Source organism: Friedmanniella luteola, assembly GCF_900105065.1.
GTDB classification, from domain to species: domain Bacteria; phylum Actinomycetota; class Actinomycetes; order Propionibacteriales; family Propionibacteriaceae; genus Microlunatus; species Microlunatus luteolus.
On record NZ_LT629749.1, the window covers coordinates 4,075,733 to 4,095,112 of the forward strand.

The window sequence follows — 19,380 nt, forward strand, 5'->3', positions numbered from 1 at the left end:
TCCGTCCGACCTGCCCGTCCCCGGTAGGCGACGGGGACGATCCTCGTCCTGCCGGGTGCTGCACGGCCACGGACGGAACCCGCACAGTTCTCGCACACTCGGCGACGGTCTTCTACGATCACAGGCGTGCTGCACGAGGCGGACGGGGCCGCCGCACCCTTCGCGCACCGGCTGCGTGCGCTGCGGGAACGGGTGGGGCTGACCCAGGAGGAGCTGGCCAGCCGGGCCGGCCTGACCTCGCACGCGGTCAGCGCGCTGGAGCGGGGCGCCCGGACCCGCCCCTACCCGCACACCGTCCGCGCCCTGGCCACCGCGCTGGAGCTGGACGGCGCGGAGCAGGCGGCCCTGATCGCGTCCCTGCCCAGCCGGCGCGCCCCCGCGGCCACGCAGCCGACGCCGGCCCCCGCCACCCCCGAGCGCCGGCCCACGTCGTCCGCGCCGACGCCGCCGCCCGGCGTCGTCGTGCCGCCCACCCCGCTGCACGGCCGCGACGGCGACCTGGCCGCCCTGACCAGCCTCGTGCGCTCCGGTCGCGTCCGGCTGGTCACCCTGACGGGGATGGGCGGCGTCGGGAAGACCCGGCTGGCGGTGGCGCTGGCCGCTGCCCTGGCCGACGACTTCCCCGACGGCGTGGTCCAGGTCGCCCTCGCCTCGGTGGCCAGCCCGGCCGCCGTCCTCGACACCCTGGGTCGTGCCCTCGGTCTCTCCGGGGCCGACGGCCCGGACGCCGTGGAGCTGGTCGCGGCCCACCTCGGCCGGCGATGCGTGCTGGTCCTGCTGGACAACCTGGAGCACCTGGTCGACGCGGCCGCCGACCTCGGCCGCCTGGTGGCGCTCTGCCCGGCGGTGACCGTGCTGGTGTCCAGCCGCGCGCCGCTCCGCGTCCGCGGCGAGCACGAGTACCCCGTCGGTCCGCTCGCGCTGCCCTCCCCCGACGCGCTCACCGAGCAGGAGCTGGCCGCCTCCCCCGCCGGGGCGCTCGTGCTGGACCAGGTCCGGGCCGTCGCCCCCGGCCTGGAGCTGACGCCGGACCGCGTCCAGGCGCTCGCGACCCTCTGCGCCCGGCTGTCCGGCATCCCGCTGGCGCTGGAGCTGGCGACCGCCCGGCTCCGGCTGCTGACGCCCCGCGCGCTGCTGGAGCGGCTGGACTCGGTCCTCGACTCCTCTTCCGGCGCCCGGGACCTGCCCGAGCGGCAGCGGACGATGCGGGCCACCCTCGACTGGAGCCACGGCCTGCTGACGCCCGCCCAGCAGCTGCTGTTCACCGTGCTGTCGGTGTTCCGCGGCGGCGCGACCCTGGACGCCGTCGAGCAGGTCGTCGTGGCCAGCACCGCGCTCTCGGCGGCCGACGTCGTCGAGCAGCTCGAGGTGCTGGTCGAGCAGTCCATGGTGGTGCTGCGGACCGGGGAGGACGGCCGGCGCCGCTACACGATGCTGGAGCCGGTCGCGCAGTACGCGCAGGCCCTGCTGGACGGCCCGCTGGCCCAGAGCGCGTCCCGCGCCCACGCCGAGGTCTACCGGGCGCTCGCCCGGCAGGCGGCCAGCGGCTACGAGGGCGCGGACCAGGTGCTCTGGCTGGCCCGGACCGAGGCCGAGGAGCCCAACCTGCTGGTGGCCGTCGAGCGCGGCCTGACCGGCGGAGACCCCGACACCTCGGGCGGGATCGTCTGGGAGCTGTGGCTGTACTGGTGGCTCCGCGGGCAGTTCCGCCGCGGCCGCGAGCAGGCCGAGCGCTGCCTGCCCGCCGCGCTGACCCCGGCCGTGCTCGCCCGGGTCACCCTCAGCGCGGCCACCATGGCCTACGCCGGGGGCGACATGCCCGCCAGTGCGCGCTACTGGGCGGAGGCCCTGCGCCTGGGCGAGGAGCTGCAGGACCCGGAGGTGGTCTGCAAGGCGCTGGCGGGGACCGGGCTCGCGGCGCTGGCCGTCGGGGACCTCACCGTGGCGGCCGACCGCTTCCGCCGGGCGCTGCCGGCCTGCGCCGAGGCCGGCGAGCCGGGGATCTGGATGAGCTCGCTGACGCACGTCTGGCTGGGCACGGTGGTGCTGCTGCAGGGCGACCCCGTCGGCGCGGAGGCGCAGGTCCACGAGGGCCTGGAGATCGCCCGCCGCCGGGGTGACCGGCTCTCCACCTACGTGGCGCTCTACAACCTCTCCCAGGCGGCGCTGGCCGCGCACGAGTACCGGCGGGCGCGGGCCTACCTCGAGGAGGGCATCGTGCTGTCGGAGCAGACCGTCGACCTCGCCAACCTCGCCTACTTCCTCGACAGCCTGGCCGTCGTCGAGTCCGTCGACGGCCGCCACGACCGCGTGCCCGTCCTGCTGGGCGCGGCGCGCGGCTTCCGCGACGTCGTCGGCGGCGTGTACGCCTACTACGTCCCGGACGCGTCGCTGGGCGCGGCCGCGGAGCGGCAGGCGCGGGCGGTGCTCGGCGCGGCCGCCTACGACGAGGCGTTCGACCGCGGCCGGGACCTGGACGTCACCGCCGCCGTCCGCGTCGCCCTGGCCTGACCGCCGCGCGGATCCGGCCGAGGACGCCGGCCCCTGGTCGTCACGGGCCCGGCGGGCCGCGCCGGATGCGCTCCCGCATCGCGACCAGCGGTCCCCGCCAGTGCGAGATGCCCTCCATCCACCAGGTGACGCCGGCGTCGGCGAAGCGGCCCACCAGCGCCCGGTCCGCGGCCCCGCCGTCGCCCACGGTGTCCCCGCCGAAGACGACGTCGTAGGGGCCGGACCCGGTGCGGTGCTGCGCCACGTAGCGGACCAGCTGGGCGAGCGCCGCCGGTTGCTCGTCCGGCGGGACCGAGAACATCAGCGGGTGGACCCCGTCGAAGCGGGCGGCGCGCCGGAACGGGGCCCGGCGGGGCCACTCGCCGCCGACCCAGATCGGCACGTGCTCCTGCAGCGGCGGCGGCAGCAGCTGGGCCTCCCGGACGGTGTGGTGCTCCCCGGTGAAGGTGAACGGCTCGCCGCTCCACAACCCCTGCAGCACCGCCAGGCCCTCGTCGAGCTTGGCGGCGCGGACGCGGGCGTCGGTCTCCTCGCCGAAGTCCCCGAACTCCAGGCCCGGCGGCCCGCCCAGCCCGACGCCGACCGTCAGCCGCCCGCCGGACAGGTGGTCGAGCGTGGCCAGCTCGCGGGCGACCTTGGCGGGCCGACGACGGGCCAGCGGCAGCACCATCGGCCCGATCCGCACCCGCGAGGTGGCCGCGGCGATCAGGGCCAGCGCCACCGTCGGGTCGACCGACGGCTGCCGCGGCTCTCCGTCGCCCTCGCCGCTCCACTGCAGGTGGTCCCAGACCCAGAAGCCGTCCCAGCCGGAGTCCTCGGCCTCCACCGCCAGCGCCGCCAGCAGCTGTGGGTCGGCGTACTCGCCGAAGATCGGCACGTTCATCCCGAAGCGCATCGCGGCTCCCCTCGTCGTCGAGGATCTCGTGCTACCAGCCGGCGCCGACAGTTCCGGGCCCGACCGCGGTGCGGCACCCGCGACCCCTCCGCCCGGAGAAGACGGCAGACTGTGCGGGTGCAGCGACAGAGCCGGGACGCGGACGGGTGAGCGGGGAACCCGTCGTCGTCGGCGACCGCTACGAGCTCGGCGAGCCGCTCGGGCAGGGCGGCATGGCGACCGTGCACCGCGCGCTCGACCGCCGGCTGGACCGGGCCGTCGCGGTCAAGCGGCTCGGCCTCCACCTGGCCGCGGACCCGACGGCGCAGGCCCGCTTCCGGCGCGAGGCGCAGGCCTCCGCCAGCCTGAACCACCCGGCCATCGCGTCGGTCTTCGACACCGGGGAGGGTGCCGACCCGGCCACCGGCGTCTCGCTCCCCTACATCGTCATGGAGCTGGTCGAGGGCTCGACGCTGCGGACGATCCTCGACGCCGGGCCGCTCCCGCCAGAGCGCGCCCTGCGGATCACCCGCAGCGTGCTGGACGCGCTGGCCCACAGCCACGCGATGGGCCTGGTGCACCGCGACATCAAGCCCGCGAACGTCATGATCACCACCGACGGCGCGGTCAAGGTGATGGACTTCGGCATCGCCCGCGCGGTCGACGAGAGCGCCACGAGCCTCACGAAGACGGCCTCCGTGATCGGCACGGCGCAGTACCTGTCCCCCGAGCAGGCGCTCGGCCAGACGGTCGACCTGCGCAGCGACCTCTACTCGGTGGGCTGCCTGCTCTTCGAGCTGGTGACCGGTCGGCCGCCGTTCGTCGGCGACACCTCGCTGGCCATCGCCTACCAGCACGTCCGCGAGCAGCCCGTGCCCCCCAGCCGGCTCGACCCGTCCCTGGAGCCCGGCCTGGACGCCGTGGTGCTCCGCGCGCTCACCAAGGACCCCGCCGACCGCTACCAGACCGCGGCGGAGATGCGGGACGACGTCGACCGGCTGCTCGCCGGCCAGGCCGTGGCTCCGCCACCCCCGCCGTCCAGCCCGGCGGCGACGGCGGACACCGCCGCGCTGCCCGGACGCCTGGTGGCCGCTCCCGCCGCCGCGACCGCCACCGCTGCGGCCGGCACCGACGGCAGCTCCGGGTCCCCGACCGCTCCCACGGCCCTCGTCGGCCCGGCCGCCGGGGCGCCGTCGCCGGCCGACCCGTCCGAGCCCCCCGACCGCCGCCGGTCCGCCGCGGGTCGGGCCGTGCTCGTCGCCCTGGCCGTGTTCCTGGTCCTCGGCCTCGGCGCGTTCGGGCTGTTCCGCGTCTTCGGGCCCGCAGCGGACGGGGCGGCGGCCGTCACGGTCCCCGACGTGGACGGACAGCCCCGGGAGCAGGCCGAGGCCGCGCTCCGCGACGCCGACCTGGTGCCGCGGGTCACCCCCACGGCCGGGAAGGACGACAAGACCGTCGGCACCGTCCTGGACCAGGCCCCGGCCGCCGACGCGCGGGTGGCGGCGGGCACCACGGTGACGCTCCGGGTCAACGCCGGTCCCGCCACGGCCGCGATCCCCGACGACCTGGTGGGTCGTCCCGTGGCCGACGTCGAGGCCCAGCTGGAGGACCTCGGCTTCACCGACGTGAGCACCGAGGCCGTCGACGGCGACGGCGAGGTCGATCCGGGCGACGTCGTCTCGGTGAAGCCCGGCGAGGGGAAGGAGGCGGCGCTGGACGCGGCGGTCCGCGTCCGCTTCGCCCGCGCGACGGAGGCGACGACGTCGGGCGGCGGCGGCACGCAGACCCGGGCACCGACCCGCTCGAGCGCCCCCAGCGCGTCGGCCGACGACGACGAGGCCGGCGGCCCCACGAGCGACCCCGGCGGCGACGCGACCAGCGAGGCCCCGGACGACGACGAGCCGACCTCGGAGGCGCCGACCAGCAGCGCCCCCACGACCCGCAGCCCCACCAGCGACCCGGAGCCGACGGCGTCGGCGACGAGCACGGCGACCGAGGAACCCACGAAGAAGGCGAAGAAGGCGAAGCCCACCAGCACCCACCAGGGCCGCGGGCAGGGGCAGGGGCAGGGCGGCGACTGAGCGCTACGGCGCCGCGGTCAGGTCCCGGCGCAGCCCGTCGGCCAGGGTCCGCAGCGCCTGCACCTGCCGCGCCTGCTCGGCCCGGGCGTCGCTGAGCTGGCGGTGGGCGTCCGCGACGGCCTGGTCGACCACGGCCAGGTCGGCCGCCTGCTCGCGCGCCGCCTGGCGTCGGCTGCGGCGGCCCAGCACGGCCACCACCGCGAGCACCACCGCCACGACCCCGACCAGGCCGACCACGGCGGCCGACCAGCCGAGCAGCGCGCCCACCAGGGCCAGTACGGCGAAGACCCCGGCCAGCACGGTGGGGACCAGCGGGCTGAGGGTGCCCACGGGCACCCGGGCGGTGATGGTGTGCCGCACCTGGGCGAGCCGGTCGGCGTCGGGGCCGTCGGGCCCCACGACCAGCGGCCCGCCCGGCGTCCGCTGCTGCACCGGCTCGACGGGGCGTGGGGGCGCCGCGACCGCCGCCTCGACCGCCTGGTGCAGGCCGGGCCGCAGCCAGCCGAGCAGGCAGGCCCGGACGGCGGGGTCGCGGGTGCTCGCGAACTCCTGCCGGACCAGGGCGCGGACCTCGGTCGGGGGTGGCTCGACCGGCCCGGCCGGACCCAGGCCGCTCGGGTCCTCCACGCGCAGCCGCAGCAGCCGGGCGCGCGTCAGCAGGTCGCGCTCGGCCTCCGAGCCCTCGGCGATCAGGGTGCCGGCGACGGAGCGCAGCGCGGCCCGCGGGTCCCCCTCCGCGGCCGGCTCGGCGCGCGCCGCGCGCTCCTGACCCGGGACCGCCACCCGGCGGGCGGGCTCGCGCGGGCTCGCCAGCGGGAGCAGGACCTCACCGTCCAGCAGGGCCCGGACCCACGTCAGCTCGGCCTCGGCGTCGTCGGCGCCGCTCTGCTCCGCCACCCAGCCCCGCCACTCGTCGGCGTCGCCGCCGGCCAGCGTCGAGCGCCAGCGCTCGCCGACGGCGGCGAGGACGGCCTCCCGGTCGCCGGGCCCGCCGTAGACGCCCGCCAGCAGGGCGCGCCAGAGCACCACCTGGGCGTCGCCGAGGGTGCCGTCGGTGACCAGCAGGTCGGGAACCCGGTCGGCGACGAGCGCGCCGTGGCCGAGCGCACCGAGCAGCACGACGACGAAGAGGTCGGCCTGCCGACCCAGCGTCCGGGCCCGGCCCTCCGCGGCCCGGTCGCGTCCCCCGGCGACCAGGGCGGTCACCGCGTTCATGGCGTGCGGCAGCCAGTAGTCGTCGGCGTCGGACGGGTCGACCCGCTCGGCGCGGCGGCCGCCGACCAGCGCGTCGACGGCCGCCAGCACGTCGCGGCGGACGGCCGCCGTGTCGGCGTGCGCGGCCAGCTGCTCGCGCACGTCCCCCAGCTCGACGTAGGCGTCGAAGGCCGCTGCGAGGGCGTTCAGGCGGGACTCCAGCGAGCCCTGCAGCCGGGTCAGCTGGCTGCTCAGCCGGGAGCTCCGGGCGTTGGCCGAGGCCGAGGAGGCCGCCAGCTCGTCCACCTGCGAGCGCAGCAGGTTGGTCCGTCCGGCCTCGCTCGTGAAGAACCACTCCCAGTCGCTCATGGCGGCCATCCTGCCGGAGGGCGGGCCGCCGCCGCCGACGTGCCCACGACGCCGCGCAGGCACCGGAGGAGGATGGGGGACATGGCAGTGCAGCGGGAGCGGGACGACCAGGGCCGGGCCCGCAACGCGCGGCCGCGGGACGGGCTCGGCCGGCCGCTCCCCCGGGACGCCGAGGGCGTGCCACGGGTGCCGGACGACCTGGTGCTGCCGCCGCTGCCCTCGCTGGTCGAGGCCCAACGGCTGCTGGACGCGGGGATGCCCTTCCACGCCCACGAGGTGCTGGAGGCCACCTGGAAGGCCGCACCGGCCGAGGAGCGCGAGCTCTGGCAGGGGCTCGCCCAGCTGGCCGTCGGGTGGACCCACCTGCTGCGCGGCAACCCGGTCGGCGCGACGACGCTGCTGGAGCGGGCCCGACGGCGGATCGGGCTCTACGCCGAAGCCCCGCCCCACCGGGTCGACGTGGCGGGGCTCCTGCGGTGGTGCGACGCGGTGCTGGCCGCCCTGGCCGCCTCCGGCACGGCGACGGCGGAAGCGCCGCGCCTGCAGGGGCCTGCTGCTCGCTGACCCGAACGGGGCCGAGCGGTCAGCACGAGCTCCGGTCCGGGCCGGCCGCACGTCGGACGGGTCCGCAGGGCCGGCTCTCAGCTGGTCCAGGCGTGCACCCGGACGGCGGTCCCACGGACGGTGGAGCGGAGCTGCACGAGGTCGCACAGCTGGTTGGCCACCCACAGGGCGTCGTGGTCGTCGGCGGCCGGCGGCCGGCGACCGGCCAGCGGGTCCTCGACCGGGACGTCGTCGGCGACCTCGCAGACCACCCCGCCCGGCTGGGACCAGATCGTCACCGTCCCGCCGCCCGAGCCCCGGTGCAGGCTGCTCGCGGCCAGCCGCTCGACGACGTGCGCCAGGTCGGCGGCCCGGCCGAGGCTGAGCCCGGCCACGTAGAACTCCAGCCGGGTGTAGCTGAGCAGCCGGCCGACGTCGGCGGCCGTGAAGTGGGCCTGGCGCACCTGCCCGGCCGGAGCGCTGAGGTCACTCGAGAAGAGCGAGTCGACGTGGGCCCGACCCCCGTAGCCGGCGCTGCCGGAGTAGCCGCCGGCCTCGACCAGCACGGGATGGCTGCGGAAGGCCTCCTCGATGACCGCCTCGCTCAGCTGCGCGGTGTCGTACGGGCAGATCAACCAGAAAGGGAGCTCGGGGTCGACGGCCACGTTGAGCAGGGCCTCGTGCAGCTGGCACTCCAGCAGCTCCTCGGCGCGCCGCCCCGGCCAGATCGGCTCACCCACCCCGCGGACGGGCCGGCCGCCGGCCGCCTCCTCGTCCAGGAACCGCTGCCAGGCCGGGATGATCCGGGCGGGGTTGCGGCCCAGCTGGTGCATGTCGACGAAGCGGATCGTGTCGGCGGCGGCGCCGAGCGCCTCCCGCAGCCAGCTGGTGTGCTCCGGCCCCACCGCGACCATCATCGGCTCGCCGGCCTCCAGGCCCTCCTCGAGGAAGGGGACCAGCCCAGCCGTGAAGTCCTCCGCGCCACCCCAGAGGAACGCCTCGTGCCGATAGCTCTGGTGCTCGCGCGCAGGCGATGACCACGACATGCAGGACTCCCCCGGTCACCGATGCTGCTGGACGCCTGACGCTATCCGCGCACGCCGGAGCCCCGCCAGGTACCAGAACACCCACCTGGCGTCTCCGGTTCAGCCGCCGCCGCGAGCCTGGGCCGGCCGGCCCGCCCCCGGATCCCAGGGCAGGGCCGGCCGCAGCGACCTACTGGCCGATCTTGTCGTCGGCGGCCTGCTGGGCCTTGTCGACCTGCTCGCCACCCTTGCCGCCGAGCTTCGTGTCCGCGGCGTCGCCGGCCTTCTCGATGCCCGCGTCGCTGGCCTTCTCCGTGGCCCCGCCGCTGACCTTGTCCTTGAGCTCGTCCAGACCCATGGGTCCTCCTTCGTGGGATCGCGCCGGGCGACGGCTGCCGCCCCGCGACCGGGTACCCATCCGTCGGCACGTGCACACCGGGACCCCCGGCAGCCGGCGGGCGGGCCGCCGGCCGGGCCGGCCGGGCGACGGGTGGGCTGGTGCCGGGCACCTACCATCGGCCCGTGTCTCGCACCCTTGCCCGCCTGTTCGTCGTCGTCGCGACCCTCGAGGCGCTGTCCTGGCTGGGGCTGCTGACCGGCATGTACGTGAAGTACCTCACGGCGGCCGGCGACCTGGGCGTCAGGATCTTCGGCCCCGTCCACGGCGGCGTGTTCGTGGCCTACGTCGTGCTCACGCTGCTGCTCGCCCGCACGCTCCGCTGGTCGGTGTGGACGACGCTGCTGGCCCTGGCCTGCTCGGTCCCGCCCTTCGCCACCCTGCTGTTCGAGTGGTGGGCCGTGCGCACAGGTCGGCTGAGCTGGCCGGGAGCCACGACGCGACGAGCCGTGGACGAGGTCGCCGTCTAGGTCGACCTCACCCACGGCTCGCCCGCCGTCGCGTGGTGGTGGACCTGCTCCCCGGACTTGTGGAGGCCTGTCGACAGGCCCGGGGAGCAGGTGGTGCGGGGGGGTCAGCCCTTGACGGCCCCGGCCGTGATCCCGTTCACGATCTGCTTGCCGAAGATCGCGGTCACGATGACCAGCGGCACCGTCGCGATGACGGTGCCCGCGAGGATGACCGAGATGTCGGGGGTGTAGCCGGCCTGGATGCTGGCCACCGCCACCTGGATGGTCGGGGTGTTGCGGACGACGATGAACGGCCAGAGGAAGTCGTTCCAGGACGCCATGAACGACAGGATCCCCAGCACCGCCATGCCCGGGCGCGCGATCGGGAAGACGATCTCGAACAGCGTCCGGGTCAGGCTGGCCCCGTCCACCTTGGCCGCCTCGACGAGCTCGTCGGGCAGCGCCTGGGTGAGGAACTGACGCATGAAGAACACCCCGAACGCGGTCACCGCCGCCGGCAGGATCACCGAGGCCAGGTTGTTGACCAGCCCGAGCTTGCTCATCACGACGTACAACGGGACGATCCCCAGGGTCGGGGGGATGGTCAGGGTCGCCAGGGTGATGCCGAACAGCGCATTCCGTCCCCGGAACTTCAGCTTGGCGAAGGCGAAGCCGGCCATGGTGCAGAAGAACACGGTGGCCACGGTGACCACCACCGCGACGACGAGCGAGCGTCCCAGCGCCTGGAAGAGGTCGGCCTGGGCCAGCGCCAGCCCCATGTTCTTGAACAGCCCCGGTCCGGGGAGCAGCGGCGGCGACCCGTCGTAGAGGTCCGCGGGCGGGTGGGAGCCGGCCACCAGGGAGAAGTAGAAGGGGAACAGGAACAGCGCCGCGGTCAGCGTCAGCACGATGTAGGTGCCGACCCCGGCCCGCTCGCCGGCGTGTCCCCGGCCGCGCTTCGCGGGGACCGGTGCGGCGCTGACGGCCGCCTCGCGAGGGGCGTCGATCGTGGTCATCGGGTGCCTCCGGTCGTGGTCGTGGTCGTGGTCCCGCGCTGCGGGCGCTCGCGGGTGCGCAGCTGAGCCAGTCCCGTGTTGATGAGCACCAGCAGGATGACCAGCGCCAGCACCACCACGGCGATCGCCGACGCCCGGCCGAGGCGACCGATGTCGAAGGCCATCTCGTACATGTACATGGCCACCACCTGGTACTGGCCCAGCGCGCCGCCACCGGCTCCGTTGCCGAACAGGAAGGGCTCCGTGAACAGCTGGGTGGCACCGATGGTCGACAGCACGATGGTGAACAGGATGGTCGGACGCAGCCCCGGCAACGTGACGTGCAGGAACTGCGAGAAGCGGCTGGCACCGTCGATGGCGGCCGACTCGTACAGCTCCTTGCCGATCGACTGCATGCCGGCGAGATAGATCAGCGCGTTGTAGCCCGTCCAGTGCCAGGTGACGATGACCGCGATGGCGATCTGGGCCGTCCAGTTGCCGGCGGTCCAGGCGATCGGCTCCATCCCGAGCCGGTTCAGCACGACGTTGGCCAGCCCCCCGGAGGTGTTGGAGAAGATGGAGGCGAAGACCAGCGTCGCCGCCACCAGGGAGGTCGCGTACGGCATGATCATCGAGATCCGGAAGAAGTTGCGGACCCGCATGTTGTAGTTCAGCAGGTGCGCCAGCCCGAGGGCCATGATCAGCTGCGGGACGGTGGAGAGCAGGCCGATGGTGAACGTCTTCCACAACGAGTTGTAGAACGACTCGCTCCCGAACAGCCAGACGTAGTTCTCCAGCCCGATGAACTTCGGCTCCCCGCCGGCGAGGCGGAACTCGTAGAAGCTGAGCCACACCGTGTAGATCAGCGGGAACAGCCCGAACGCGCCGAACAGGATGAAGAAGGGTGCGATGAAGGCGTAGGGGGCGGACCGCTCCCCGGCCGGTCTGGGGCGGGCTGGACGGGACCGCCGTGCCGCGGGCCCGGTGAGGGCGTGGGTCGGGGTGTCGACGGCCATGTCGTGACTCCGGTTCCTGTGTGTCGGGTGGGTGACCTGACCGGTGCCCCCGACCCACGCGGGGTCGGGGGCACCGGTCAGCGGCTGGTCATCAGCCGATCTGGTCCTCGAGGGTCTTCATGGCGCTGTCCCAGGCCTCGGCCGGCGGGACGTTGTTGCTCTCCACCGAGGTCAGCGCCTTGCCGATGGTGTTGTCGATCGTGCCGTCGTCGACCCCGAGCGGCTGGTCGGGCGCCGCGCGGAAGCCGTCGCTGAAGATCTGCCCGATCGGGGCGCCGTTGAAGTACGGGTCCTTGACGTCGGCGATCTGGTCCAGCGACCCGCTGTTGGAGGGGAACGCCAGACCGGCCTTGAACTCCTTGGTCTCGGACTCGGCGCTGGTCAGGAAGGCGGCGAGCTGGGCGGCGGCCGCGGCGTTGGGGCTGTCCTTCGGGATGGACAGGTAGGACCCGCCCCAGTTCCCGCCGAGGCCCTGCGGCAGCGGCAGGACCCCCCAGTTGCCGGCGTTCTGCTCACCGGCCTGCTGCTTGATGTAGCCGAGCATCCAGGCGGGGCAGGCGATGGTGGCGAAGTCGCCGGTGTTCATCGCGGTGTTCCACGGCTGGGAGAACTGCTCCAGCTTCGCGGTCAGACCCTCCGCGCCGACCTTGGCCGCACGGTCGAACGACGGCCGCGCGGTGGCGTTGGTCGTGTAGGTGGGCTCGCCCTCGGCGTTGTAGTTGCGCTCGGGCAGGACCGAGGTCAGCAGCCGGTAGTAGCCACCGGCCGAGTCCATCCACGGCTCCTTGGTGGCGCTGACGTACTTCCGGCCCGTCTCCTCGTAGGAGTCCCAGTCGGTGATCACCTTGGACAGCTCCGCGCTGGTGGACGGCAGGCCGGCCTTCTCGAGCTTGTCGCTGCGGTAGCAGATGGCCATCGGGCCGGCGTCGGTACCCCAGCCGAGCACCGCCCCGTCCTCGGTGGTGATGGCGCCCTGCTTCGCCGGCGGGTACTTGTTGGCGTCGCCCACGGCGGTGGTGCGGATGTCCAGCCACTTGTCCTGCTGCTGCTGGGTGACCAGGGCCGCCCGGCTGATCTCGAGGGCCTGGATGTCCGCCAGGCCCGAGCCGGAGTTCAGCTTGGTGGTGAGCGCGGTCCAGTAGTCGCTCTCCTGCTGGACCTCGGAGTACTTGACGGTGACGTTGGGGTGCAGCTTCTTGTAGTCGTCCAGCAGCCCGGCCTTCTCGAAGTTGGCGAAGATGCCGCCGAACGAGTCGACGTTGATGGTGACGGGCTTGCTCTCGTCGGGGGCGGCGAGGGTGCTGGCCGGCGACCCGGCCTCGGGTGCTGACCCGCCGCCGCTGCACGCGCTGAGCAGGAGCGAGGCCGCGAGGAGCCCCGCTGCTGCTGCGCCCGCAGTCCTCCCGTTGTCGAAGATGGACATCCGAACCTCCTTGAGCCCCGGCGAGCGGGGGTCGTCGTTGACCTGATGGGGAGTGGGTGGCGTGCGGCCGCCCTGACCGGGTCCTGCCGACCTCCGCGGGCCAGCCCCTGCGGACTGCCTGGCGATCGTCACGGATCCTGGCTAGGCGAGCCGAAGGCCCGCCGAGACAACTCTCGATAGTTTCGCCTTGAAGAACGAAATTGTGTCTCGCGAGCAGCGTAGGTCCCAGCCCGCGGCACGTCAACGACCTCCGCCAGATACTTGACAGGCGCCCCACGAGCCGCTTGCCTTCGTGGTCAGAGCGCGGCCTGTCATCTCGTAGCCTCGAAGCGCTGCCGAAAGTTTCGACACAGCGAGTCGCACTCGTGGAGAGGAACCAGCCGTGACGACCCAACCGTCGACGGTCGACGTCCAGCAGTCCGTGCCCCCGTGGCAGGACACCGCGCGGCCCCTCGACGTGCGCGTCGACGCCCTGCTGGCCGCCATGACGCTGGAGGAGAAGGTCGCCCAGCTCGGCAGCCGTTGGACGGGCAACGACAGCCCGGCCGCCGAGCCGACGACGGCCGCGCCCGAGGCCCCGCCCGGCGAGACGTTCAACGTCGCGCCGATGCAGGACGAGTTCGCCACCGACGCCGCCCTCCCCCTCGAGGAGGCCAGCCGGCACGGCCTCGGCCACCTGACCCGCGTCTACGGCAGCGTGCCGCTCACGGTCGAGCAGGGTGCCGCGGAGGTCGTCCGGCAGCACCGCGTCGTCCTGGCGGGGTCCCGGCTCGGGGTCCCCGCCCTCGTGCACGAGGAGTGCCTCACCGGTTTCACCACCTACGGAGCCACCGTCTACCCGACCGCCCTGGCCTGGGCGGCGACCTTCGACCCGCGGCTCGTCGAGCAGATGGCCGCGGCGATCGGCCGCGACATGGCCGCCCTCGGCGTCCACCAGGGCCTGTCCCCCGTGCTCGACGTCGTCCGCGACTACCGCTGGGGCCGCGTCGAGGAGACCCTCGGGGAGGACCCCTACCTGGTCGCCGAGCTGGCCTCGGCCTACGTGCGCGGCCTGCAGGGTGCCGGCGTCGTGGCCACCCTCAAGCACTTCGCCGGCTACTCCGCCTCCCGCGGCGCCCGCAACCACGGCCCGGTCCCGATGGGGCGCCGCGAGCTCGTCGACGTGATCCTGCCGCCGTTCGAGATGGCGGTGACCCTGGCCGGCGCCGCCTCGGTGATGAACTCCTACTCCGACGTGGACGGCGTCCCCGCCGGCGCCGACGCCTGGCTGCTCACCGACCTGCTGCGCGGCGTTTGGGGCTTCGACGGCACCGTCGTGTCCGACTACTGGGCGGTCCCGTTCCTCGCCTCCACGCACCGGGTCGCCGCCGACGCCGACGAGGCGGGCGCCCTGGCCCTGGAGGCCGGCATCGACGTCGAGCTGCCCGACACGGTCGGCTTCGGCCCTGGCCTGGTCGAGCGGGTCCGGCGCGGCCAGCTGCCCGAGGCGCTGGTCGACCGGGCCGCCCGCCGCCTGCTGCGGCAGAAGATCCAGCTGGGCCTGCTCGACCCGGGCTGGACGCCCGAGGGCTCGGTGGCCGGTGCGGCCGGACGCGACCTCGACTCCCCCGGCAACCGGGCCCTGGCGCGCGAGCTCGCCGAGCGCTCGGTCGTGCTGCTGGACGCCGGCAGCGCGCTGCCCCTCCTCGGGGAAGGACGCCCGGGGCTCGGCCGCGTCGCGGTGGTCGGCCCGTGCGCCGACGACCCGGCCACCTTCATGGGCTGCTACGCCTTCCCCAACCACGTGCTGCCCCGCTACCCCGACCTCGGCCTGGGGGTCGAGGTGCCCAGCGCGCTCGACGCCCTGCGGGCCGAGCTGCCCGGCGTCGACCTGGTGCACGCGCCGGGCTGCGACGTCCGCGACGAGGACCGCTCCGGCTTCGCGGCCGCCGTGGACGCCGCCCGCGGGGCCGACCTCTGCGTCGCCGTCGTCGGCGACCTGGCCGGCCTGTTCGGCCGCGGCACCTCCGGGGAGGGCTGCGACGCCGAGGACCTCCGGCTGCCCGGGGTGCAAGCCGACCTGCTGGAGGAGCTGCTGGCGACCGGGACCCCGGTCGTCGTGGTCGTCGTGTCCGGGCGCCCCTACGCCCTCGGCGCCGTGCACGGTCGGGCGGCCGGCCTCGTGCAGGCGTTCATGCCCGGCGAGGAGGGCGGGGCGGCGCTGGCCGGCGTCCTCTCCGGCCGCGTCCAGCCCTCGGGCCGGCTGCCGGTGCAGATCCCGCGGACGCCGGGCGCCCAGCCCGGCACCTACCTGCAGCCGCCGCTCGGGGTCGGGAACGACGGTCCCACCAACCTCGACGCGACTCCGCTCTTCCCCTTCGGCTTCGGCCGCGCCTACACCACCTTCGCGGTGGAGGACCTGCGGCTGAGCAGCACCGAGATCCCCACCGACGGCGAGGTCACCGCCACCGTGCGCGTCCGCAACACCGGCGCGCGGGCGGGCGCCGAGGTGGTGCAGCTCTACCTGCACGACGTCGTCGCCAGCGTGACGCGGCCGGTCGTCCAGCTGACCGGGTTCACCCGGGTCCCGCTGGAGCCCGGCGAGGCGGCCGAGGTGGCGTTCCGGGTGCACGCCGACCGGACGGCGTTCGCCGGCCGCGACCTGCAGCGGGTCGTCGAGCCGGGCGACGTGGACGTGCTGGTCGGCACCTCGGCGCGCGACCTGCCCTGCCGGGCACGGGTGCGGCTGACCGGCCCGGTCCGGGCCGTCGGCATCGACCGCCGCCTGGACACCCCGGTCGAGGTCGCCCGCGGCCTCGCCGACGCCGCGGTCTAGGCCGCGCCGTGCACCCGGGCTGCGGTCGGGCGGGGTTCCACCGGACCCTGTCCGCGCCGCCGGGTGGGCGCCGGCTGGTCCGAGAAGGCTGCGGTGAGATGATCAAGCCAGCACGGGAGGGGTGCCCATGACGTCCGACACGCGAGCGAGCACCCGGATCACGCTGGCCAGCGTCGCCCGGGAGGCGGGTGTCTCCCTGCCCACCGTCTCCAAGGTGCTGAACGGGCACCACGACGTCGCGGAGCAGACCCGGGAGCGGGTGGAGCAGGTGATCCGCGACACGGGCTACCAGCGGGTGACCCGGCGTGCGGGCAAGCCCACCATCCCCGTCGTCGAGCTGGTCTTCGACGACGTCGTGAGCGCCTACTCGATCGAGATCCTGCGCGGGGTGACGGACGCCGCCAGCGCGCACGACGTCGACGTCGTCGTCGCCAAGTTCGGCCGCTTCGGCGACCGCCGCCCCGACGCCGAGCTCTGGGCCCGCCGGTCCCGGCTGGCCGGCCGCGCCGGCATCATCTCGGTCACGACCGAGATGACCAGCGACCACCTCGACGCCTTCGAGCGCGCACGGCTGCCGCTCGTGCTCATCGACCCGGTCAACCCGCCGCCGCGCCAGGACACCGTGAGCGTCGGCGCGACGAACTGGGCCGGGGGGATGACGGCCACGCAGCACCTGACCGCGCTCGGGCACCGGCGGATCGCCTACATCGGGGGTGAGCCCGGCGCCACCTGCAGCCAGGCCCGGCTCTACGGCTACCACGCGGCGCTCGCGCAGGCGGGGATCGCCCAGGACCCCCAGCTGGTCCGGTCCGGCCACTTCGACGCCGAGACCGGGTACGCCGCGACGCTCGAGCTGGCGGCCCTCGACGAGCCCCCCACCGCGGTGTTCGCCGGCTGCGACGCCAGCGCCGTCGGCGTCGTCGAGGCCGCCCGCACGCTGGGTCTGCGCGTCCCCGAGGACCTCAGCGTCGTCGGGTTCGACGACACCTACGTGGCCGAGCACTGCTTCCCGAAGCTGACCACCATCGCCCAGCCGCTCGAGGAGATGGGCCGGGTGGCGCTGCGGACCCTGCTGCGGCTGGCCGACGGCGACACCCCGGAGAGCCACCACGTCGAGCTGGCCACCCAGCTCGTCGAGCGCGCCTCGACCGCGCCCCCGGCCCGGCACCAGGGTCGCGGAGCCGGTTCCTGATCGATTGACTTTCGATGGTTTGGCGTTAATGATCGGTGAATGTTGACGGAGAGTCGAGCGGTCGCCGCCCTGCGGGTCTGCCTCGTGGTGCTGTTCGCGGTGCTGGTGCTGTTCCAGGTCATGTCGTTGCCCGGGCAGTTCCGGTCCATGGCCCAGCAGGACCCGGAGATGGCCTACCTGCGCTGGCCGGCGACCGCCGTCACGGTCTTCTGGGTCCTCTGCGTGCAGGTGGTGGTGGTCTGCACCTGGAAGCTGCTCGCCCTCGTGCTGGCCGACCAGATCTTCACCGACGCGGCCCTGCGCTGGGTGGACGGGATCGTCTGGGCCGTCGGCGCCGCCTGGGTGGTGCTGCTGGGCGTGCTGCTCTTCGTGGGGTTCAACGCCTCCGACCCGGGCCTGCCGCTGCTGCTGTTCCTGCTCACGGTCGGGGTCACCGTGCTGGGGCTCCTGATGGTGGTGATGCGCGCGCTGCTGCGCCGGGCCACCACGCTGCGGACCGACATGGAAGCGGTCATCTGATGCCCATCGTGGTGCGGATCGACGTCGAGCTGGCCCGGCGGAAGATGAGCGTCGGCGAGTTCGCCGAACGCGTCGGGATCACCCCGGCCAACGTCGCGGTGCTCAAGAACGGCCGGGCGAAGGCGGTCCGCTTCTCGACGCTGGAGGCCATGTGCCGGGTGCTCGAGTGCCAGCCCGGGGACCTGCTCGAGTGGGTGGCGGAGTGAGCGCCGACGACCGCCGTGCCGCCGTCTTCGGCCTGGTCCTCGCGCTGCTGGTGGTCGCCGTCGGCGTGGCCGGGGTGGTGGCCGGGGAGGCCGACGACTCCCCCGGCCTCCAGCTGCTGGGCGGACTGCTCGTCATCGCCGCGGTCGCGGGCGTCGCCCGGGCCGCGCGGCTCCGGCGGCGGCGGGCGCGGGCGCGGGCGCGACGGCCGTAGCAGCCGGCCGCCTCATCGGCCGCCGTCGTACCAGCCGAGGACCCGCAGCGCCCGCAGCGTGATCCAACGGCTGGACGACCCCGGCCCGGCCTCCAGGGCGAGGTGCACGGCCCCGCGGTGGACAGGGCCCGCGGGCCACGTGCCGTCCGCGCGGCGCGCCGAGCGCACCAGCTCCACCGCCTCCGCCGCACGCCGGTCCGGCCGCTCGCCCACCGCGCGGAAGTGGTCGAGCGCGCGCAGCACGTCGTAGTGCCACCAGGTCGGGAAGCTGGGGGTCAGGTAGCCCTCGTCGACGACGGCACCGGTGCTCAGCCGGCGGAACAGCCCCCGCTCCAGCAGGTACTCCTCACCACGGCGGCGGGCCACCGCGACCTCGGTGGCACCACCGGCGGCGACCTCGAAGGCCCTCAGCCCCTCGAGCACGCACAGCGTCGAGTCGAACGACGAGCGCACCGAGCCGTTCTCCGCCTCGCAGTTCCACCCGCCGTCGGCCAGCTGCTCGCCGAGGAGACGGTCGACGACGCCGCGGACGGGCGCGCCGAGCTGGGCTCCGATGCGGACCGTCCGCCCGTTGATGCAGGCCTCGACCTCCCCCGCAAAGAAGGGTTGTCCGGCGTGCTCCCACCGGCAGTGCTGCGCGACCAGGGACACGCTCTCGCGGACGGCCGCCGCGTCGGGGTCCACGCCGAGCTCGCAGAGCAGCTCCAGGCTGGGCAGCGTCGACGTCCAGGGCTGGCCGTCCGCGAGATCCCCTGTGAAGCCGGCCGGGAAGCAGGCGCCGCCCGCCCACTGCCCGTCCGGGTCACGCAGGGCGAGCAGGTGCGCCCCCCAGCCCTCGGACGCGACCCGGGCCCGTTCCGCGGCCGCCGTCGCCGCCGGGGTGTCGGTGAGGTCTCGGAGCACCTGCCACCGCAGCGCCGGGTCGGCGTCCAGGAGCCACTCCAGCAGGTCCACGCACGGACGCTAGCGCGTCGTCGGGCGCCCGTCAGCCCGCACCGCGCAGCCGGAGCGGACGACTCCGCGTCCCCCGTGGCCGTCGGCGACGGACACCAGAAGTTCCCGATCCACCCACCAGATCACGCATCGTGCTCAAGATGTGCAAGACTCATCCCGCTGTTGTAGGTCTCACGTCGTGGCAGTTTCTGCGGCTACAGGATCTGTCAGGCCCTGCGGGGCGTGCGCAGCTGTCGATAGTCGTGAGGTGCGACATCGAAATACGAGGAGATAGTCATGGCACAAGGCACTGTGAAGTGGTTCAACGCTGAGAAGGGCTTCGGCTTCATCGAGGTCGACGGTGGAGGCGCGGACGTGTTCGTCCACTACAGCGCGATCGCATCGTCCGGCTTCCGCTCCCTCGACGAGGGCCAGAAGGTCGAGTTCGACACCACGCAGGGCCCGAAGGGCCCGCAGGCGGACAACGTTCGCCCGCTCTGATCTGAGCTAGCAGGACGCCGATCGTCGTCGGCGCCCCCCGTGCAGTGGTGCACGGGAGGCGCTGGCCGCGGTCGGCGTTCTTCTGTTCCAGGGCTGTACCCGTCACGGCCTGCCCCCGGCGCCAC

At 74.5% G+C, this 19,380-nt stretch carries 18 protein-coding genes; 10 read left to right on the plus strand and 8 right to left on the minus strand.

Annotation, left to right across the window (positions count from 1 at the left end; genetic code table 11):
* Nucleotides 1-126: 126 nt before the first annotated feature.
* Complete coding sequence (locus tag BLT72_RS22585; protein WP_091414883.1) at nt 127-2,511, plus strand: ATP-binding protein; 2,385 nt, start codon at nt 127-129, stop codon at nt 2,509-2,511.
* 40 nt (nt 2,512-2,551) lie between these two features.
* Here the strand turns inward: BLT72_RS22585 and BLT72_RS19095 are convergent, their stop codons facing one another.
* Complete coding sequence (locus BLT72_RS19095; protein ID WP_091414884.1) at nt 2,552-3,406, minus strand: LLM class flavin-dependent oxidoreductase; 855 nt, start codon at nt 3,404-3,406, stop codon at nt 2,552-2,554.
* A 146-nt stretch (nt 3,407-3,552) separates the two neighbouring features.
* On the opposite strand from BLT72_RS19095, the gene pknB reads away from it, so the two are divergent.
* On the plus strand, nt 3,553-5,466 hold the full coding sequence (gene pknB / locus BLT72_RS19100) for a Stk1 family PASTA domain-containing Ser/Thr kinase (RefSeq protein ID WP_091414886.1): 1,914 nt from the start codon (nt 3,553-3,555) through the stop codon (nt 5,464-5,466).
* Nucleotides 5,467-5,469: 3 nt separating this feature from the next.
* Here the strand turns inward: pknB and BLT72_RS19105 are convergent, their stop codons facing one another.
* A complete protein-coding gene (locus BLT72_RS19105) occupies nt 5,470-7,029 on the minus strand; it encodes a hypothetical protein (protein WP_091414888.1) in 1,560 nt (519 codons plus the stop codon).
* 81 nt (nt 7,030-7,110) lie between these two features.
* Between BLT72_RS19105 and BLT72_RS19110 the strand changes: the two genes are divergently transcribed.
* On the plus strand, nt 7,111-7,593 hold the full coding sequence (locus tag BLT72_RS19110) for a DUF309 domain-containing protein (protein WP_231930161.1): 483 nt from the start codon (nt 7,111-7,113) through the stop codon (nt 7,591-7,593).
* Nucleotides 7,594-7,670: 77 nt separating this feature from the next.
* Here BLT72_RS19110 and BLT72_RS19115 read toward each other — a convergent pair whose 3' ends face one another.
* The gene (locus BLT72_RS19115) at nt 7,671-8,618 is read right to left on the minus strand and encodes a sensor histidine kinase (protein WP_091414892.1); all 948 of its coding nucleotides are present in this window, start codon (nt 8,616-8,618) and stop codon (nt 7,671-7,673) included.
* 169 nt (nt 8,619-8,787) lie between these two features.
* A complete protein-coding gene (locus BLT72_RS19120) occupies nt 8,788-8,955 on the minus strand; it encodes an Rv0909 family putative TA system antitoxin (protein ID WP_091414894.1) in 168 nt (55 codons plus the stop codon).
* A gap of 164 nt (nt 8,956-9,119) precedes the next feature.
* Here BLT72_RS19120 and BLT72_RS19125 point away from each other — a divergent pair, with 164 nt between their 5' ends.
* A complete protein-coding gene (locus BLT72_RS19125; RefSeq protein WP_091414896.1) occupies nt 9,120-9,464 on the plus strand; it encodes a DUF3817 domain-containing protein in 345 nt (114 codons plus the stop codon).
* A 104-nt stretch (nt 9,465-9,568) separates the two neighbouring features.
* On the opposite strand, the gene BLT72_RS19130 is transcribed toward BLT72_RS19125, so the two are convergent.
* The 3 genes from BLT72_RS19130 to BLT72_RS19140 form a co-directional block, all read right to left on the minus strand.
* A complete protein-coding gene (locus BLT72_RS19130) occupies nt 9,569-10,459 on the minus strand; it encodes a carbohydrate ABC transporter permease (RefSeq protein WP_091414898.1) in 891 nt (296 codons plus the stop codon).
* Nucleotides 10,456-11,454: a carbohydrate ABC transporter permease gene (locus BLT72_RS19135; protein ID WP_157720568.1), complete on the minus strand. Its 999-nt coding sequence runs from the start codon at nt 11,452-11,454 to the stop codon at nt 10,456-10,458. Before BLT72_RS19135 ends, BLT72_RS19130 begins: the two co-directional genes overlap by 4 nt.
* A 91-nt stretch (nt 11,455-11,545) precedes the next feature.
* The gene (locus tag BLT72_RS19140) at nt 11,546-12,877 is read right to left on the minus strand and encodes an ABC transporter substrate-binding protein (protein ID WP_091414899.1); all 1,332 of its coding nucleotides are present in this window, start codon (nt 12,875-12,877) and stop codon (nt 11,546-11,548) included.
* 382 nt (nt 12,878-13,259) lie between these two features.
* Here BLT72_RS19140 and BLT72_RS19145 point away from each other — a divergent pair, with 382 nt between their 5' ends.
* The 5 genes from BLT72_RS19145 to BLT72_RS19165 all read left to right on the plus strand — a co-directional run bounded on the left by BLT72_RS19145 (nt 13,260) and on the right by BLT72_RS19165 (nt 17,821).
* Entirely contained in the window at nt 13,260-15,692 is a 2,433-nt protein-coding gene (locus BLT72_RS19145; protein ID WP_231930163.1) for a glycoside hydrolase family 3 N-terminal domain-containing protein, read from the plus strand.
* Between the two features lie 127 nt (nt 15,693-15,819).
* Entirely contained in the window at nt 15,820-16,884 is a 1,065-nt protein-coding gene (locus tag BLT72_RS19150; protein ID WP_091414901.1) for a LacI family DNA-binding transcriptional regulator, read from the plus strand.
* Between the two features lie 39 nt (nt 16,885-16,923).
* Complete coding sequence (locus BLT72_RS19155; RefSeq protein ID WP_091414903.1) at nt 16,924-17,403, plus strand: DUF2975 domain-containing protein; 480 nt, start codon at nt 16,924-16,926, stop codon at nt 17,401-17,403.
* Nucleotides 17,403-17,609 (plus strand): helix-turn-helix domain-containing protein, encoded by a 207-nt coding sequence (locus tag BLT72_RS19160; protein WP_091414904.1) that lies wholly within the window; start codon nt 17,403-17,405, stop codon nt 17,607-17,609. Before BLT72_RS19155 ends, BLT72_RS19160 begins: the two co-directional genes overlap by 1 nt.
* Entirely contained in the window at nt 17,606-17,821 is a 216-nt protein-coding gene (locus BLT72_RS19165; protein ID WP_091414906.1) for a hypothetical protein, read from the plus strand. Before BLT72_RS19160 ends, BLT72_RS19165 begins: the two co-directional genes overlap by 4 nt.
* A gap of 12 nt (nt 17,822-17,833) precedes the next feature.
* Here BLT72_RS19165 and BLT72_RS19170 read toward each other — a convergent pair whose 3' ends face one another.
* Entirely contained in the window at nt 17,834-18,775 is a 942-nt protein-coding gene (locus BLT72_RS19170) for a hypothetical protein (protein ID WP_091414908.1), read from the minus strand.
* A gap of 276 nt (nt 18,776-19,051) precedes the next feature.
* On the opposite strand from BLT72_RS19170, the gene BLT72_RS19175 reads away from it, so the two are divergent.
* Nucleotides 19,052-19,255 carry a cold-shock protein gene (locus tag BLT72_RS19175; protein WP_091414909.1) on the plus strand — a complete coding sequence of 68 codons (204 nt, stop codon included), beginning with the start codon at nt 19,052-19,054 and terminating at the stop codon, nt 19,253-19,255.
* Nucleotides 19,256-19,380 lie beyond the last annotated feature (125 nt).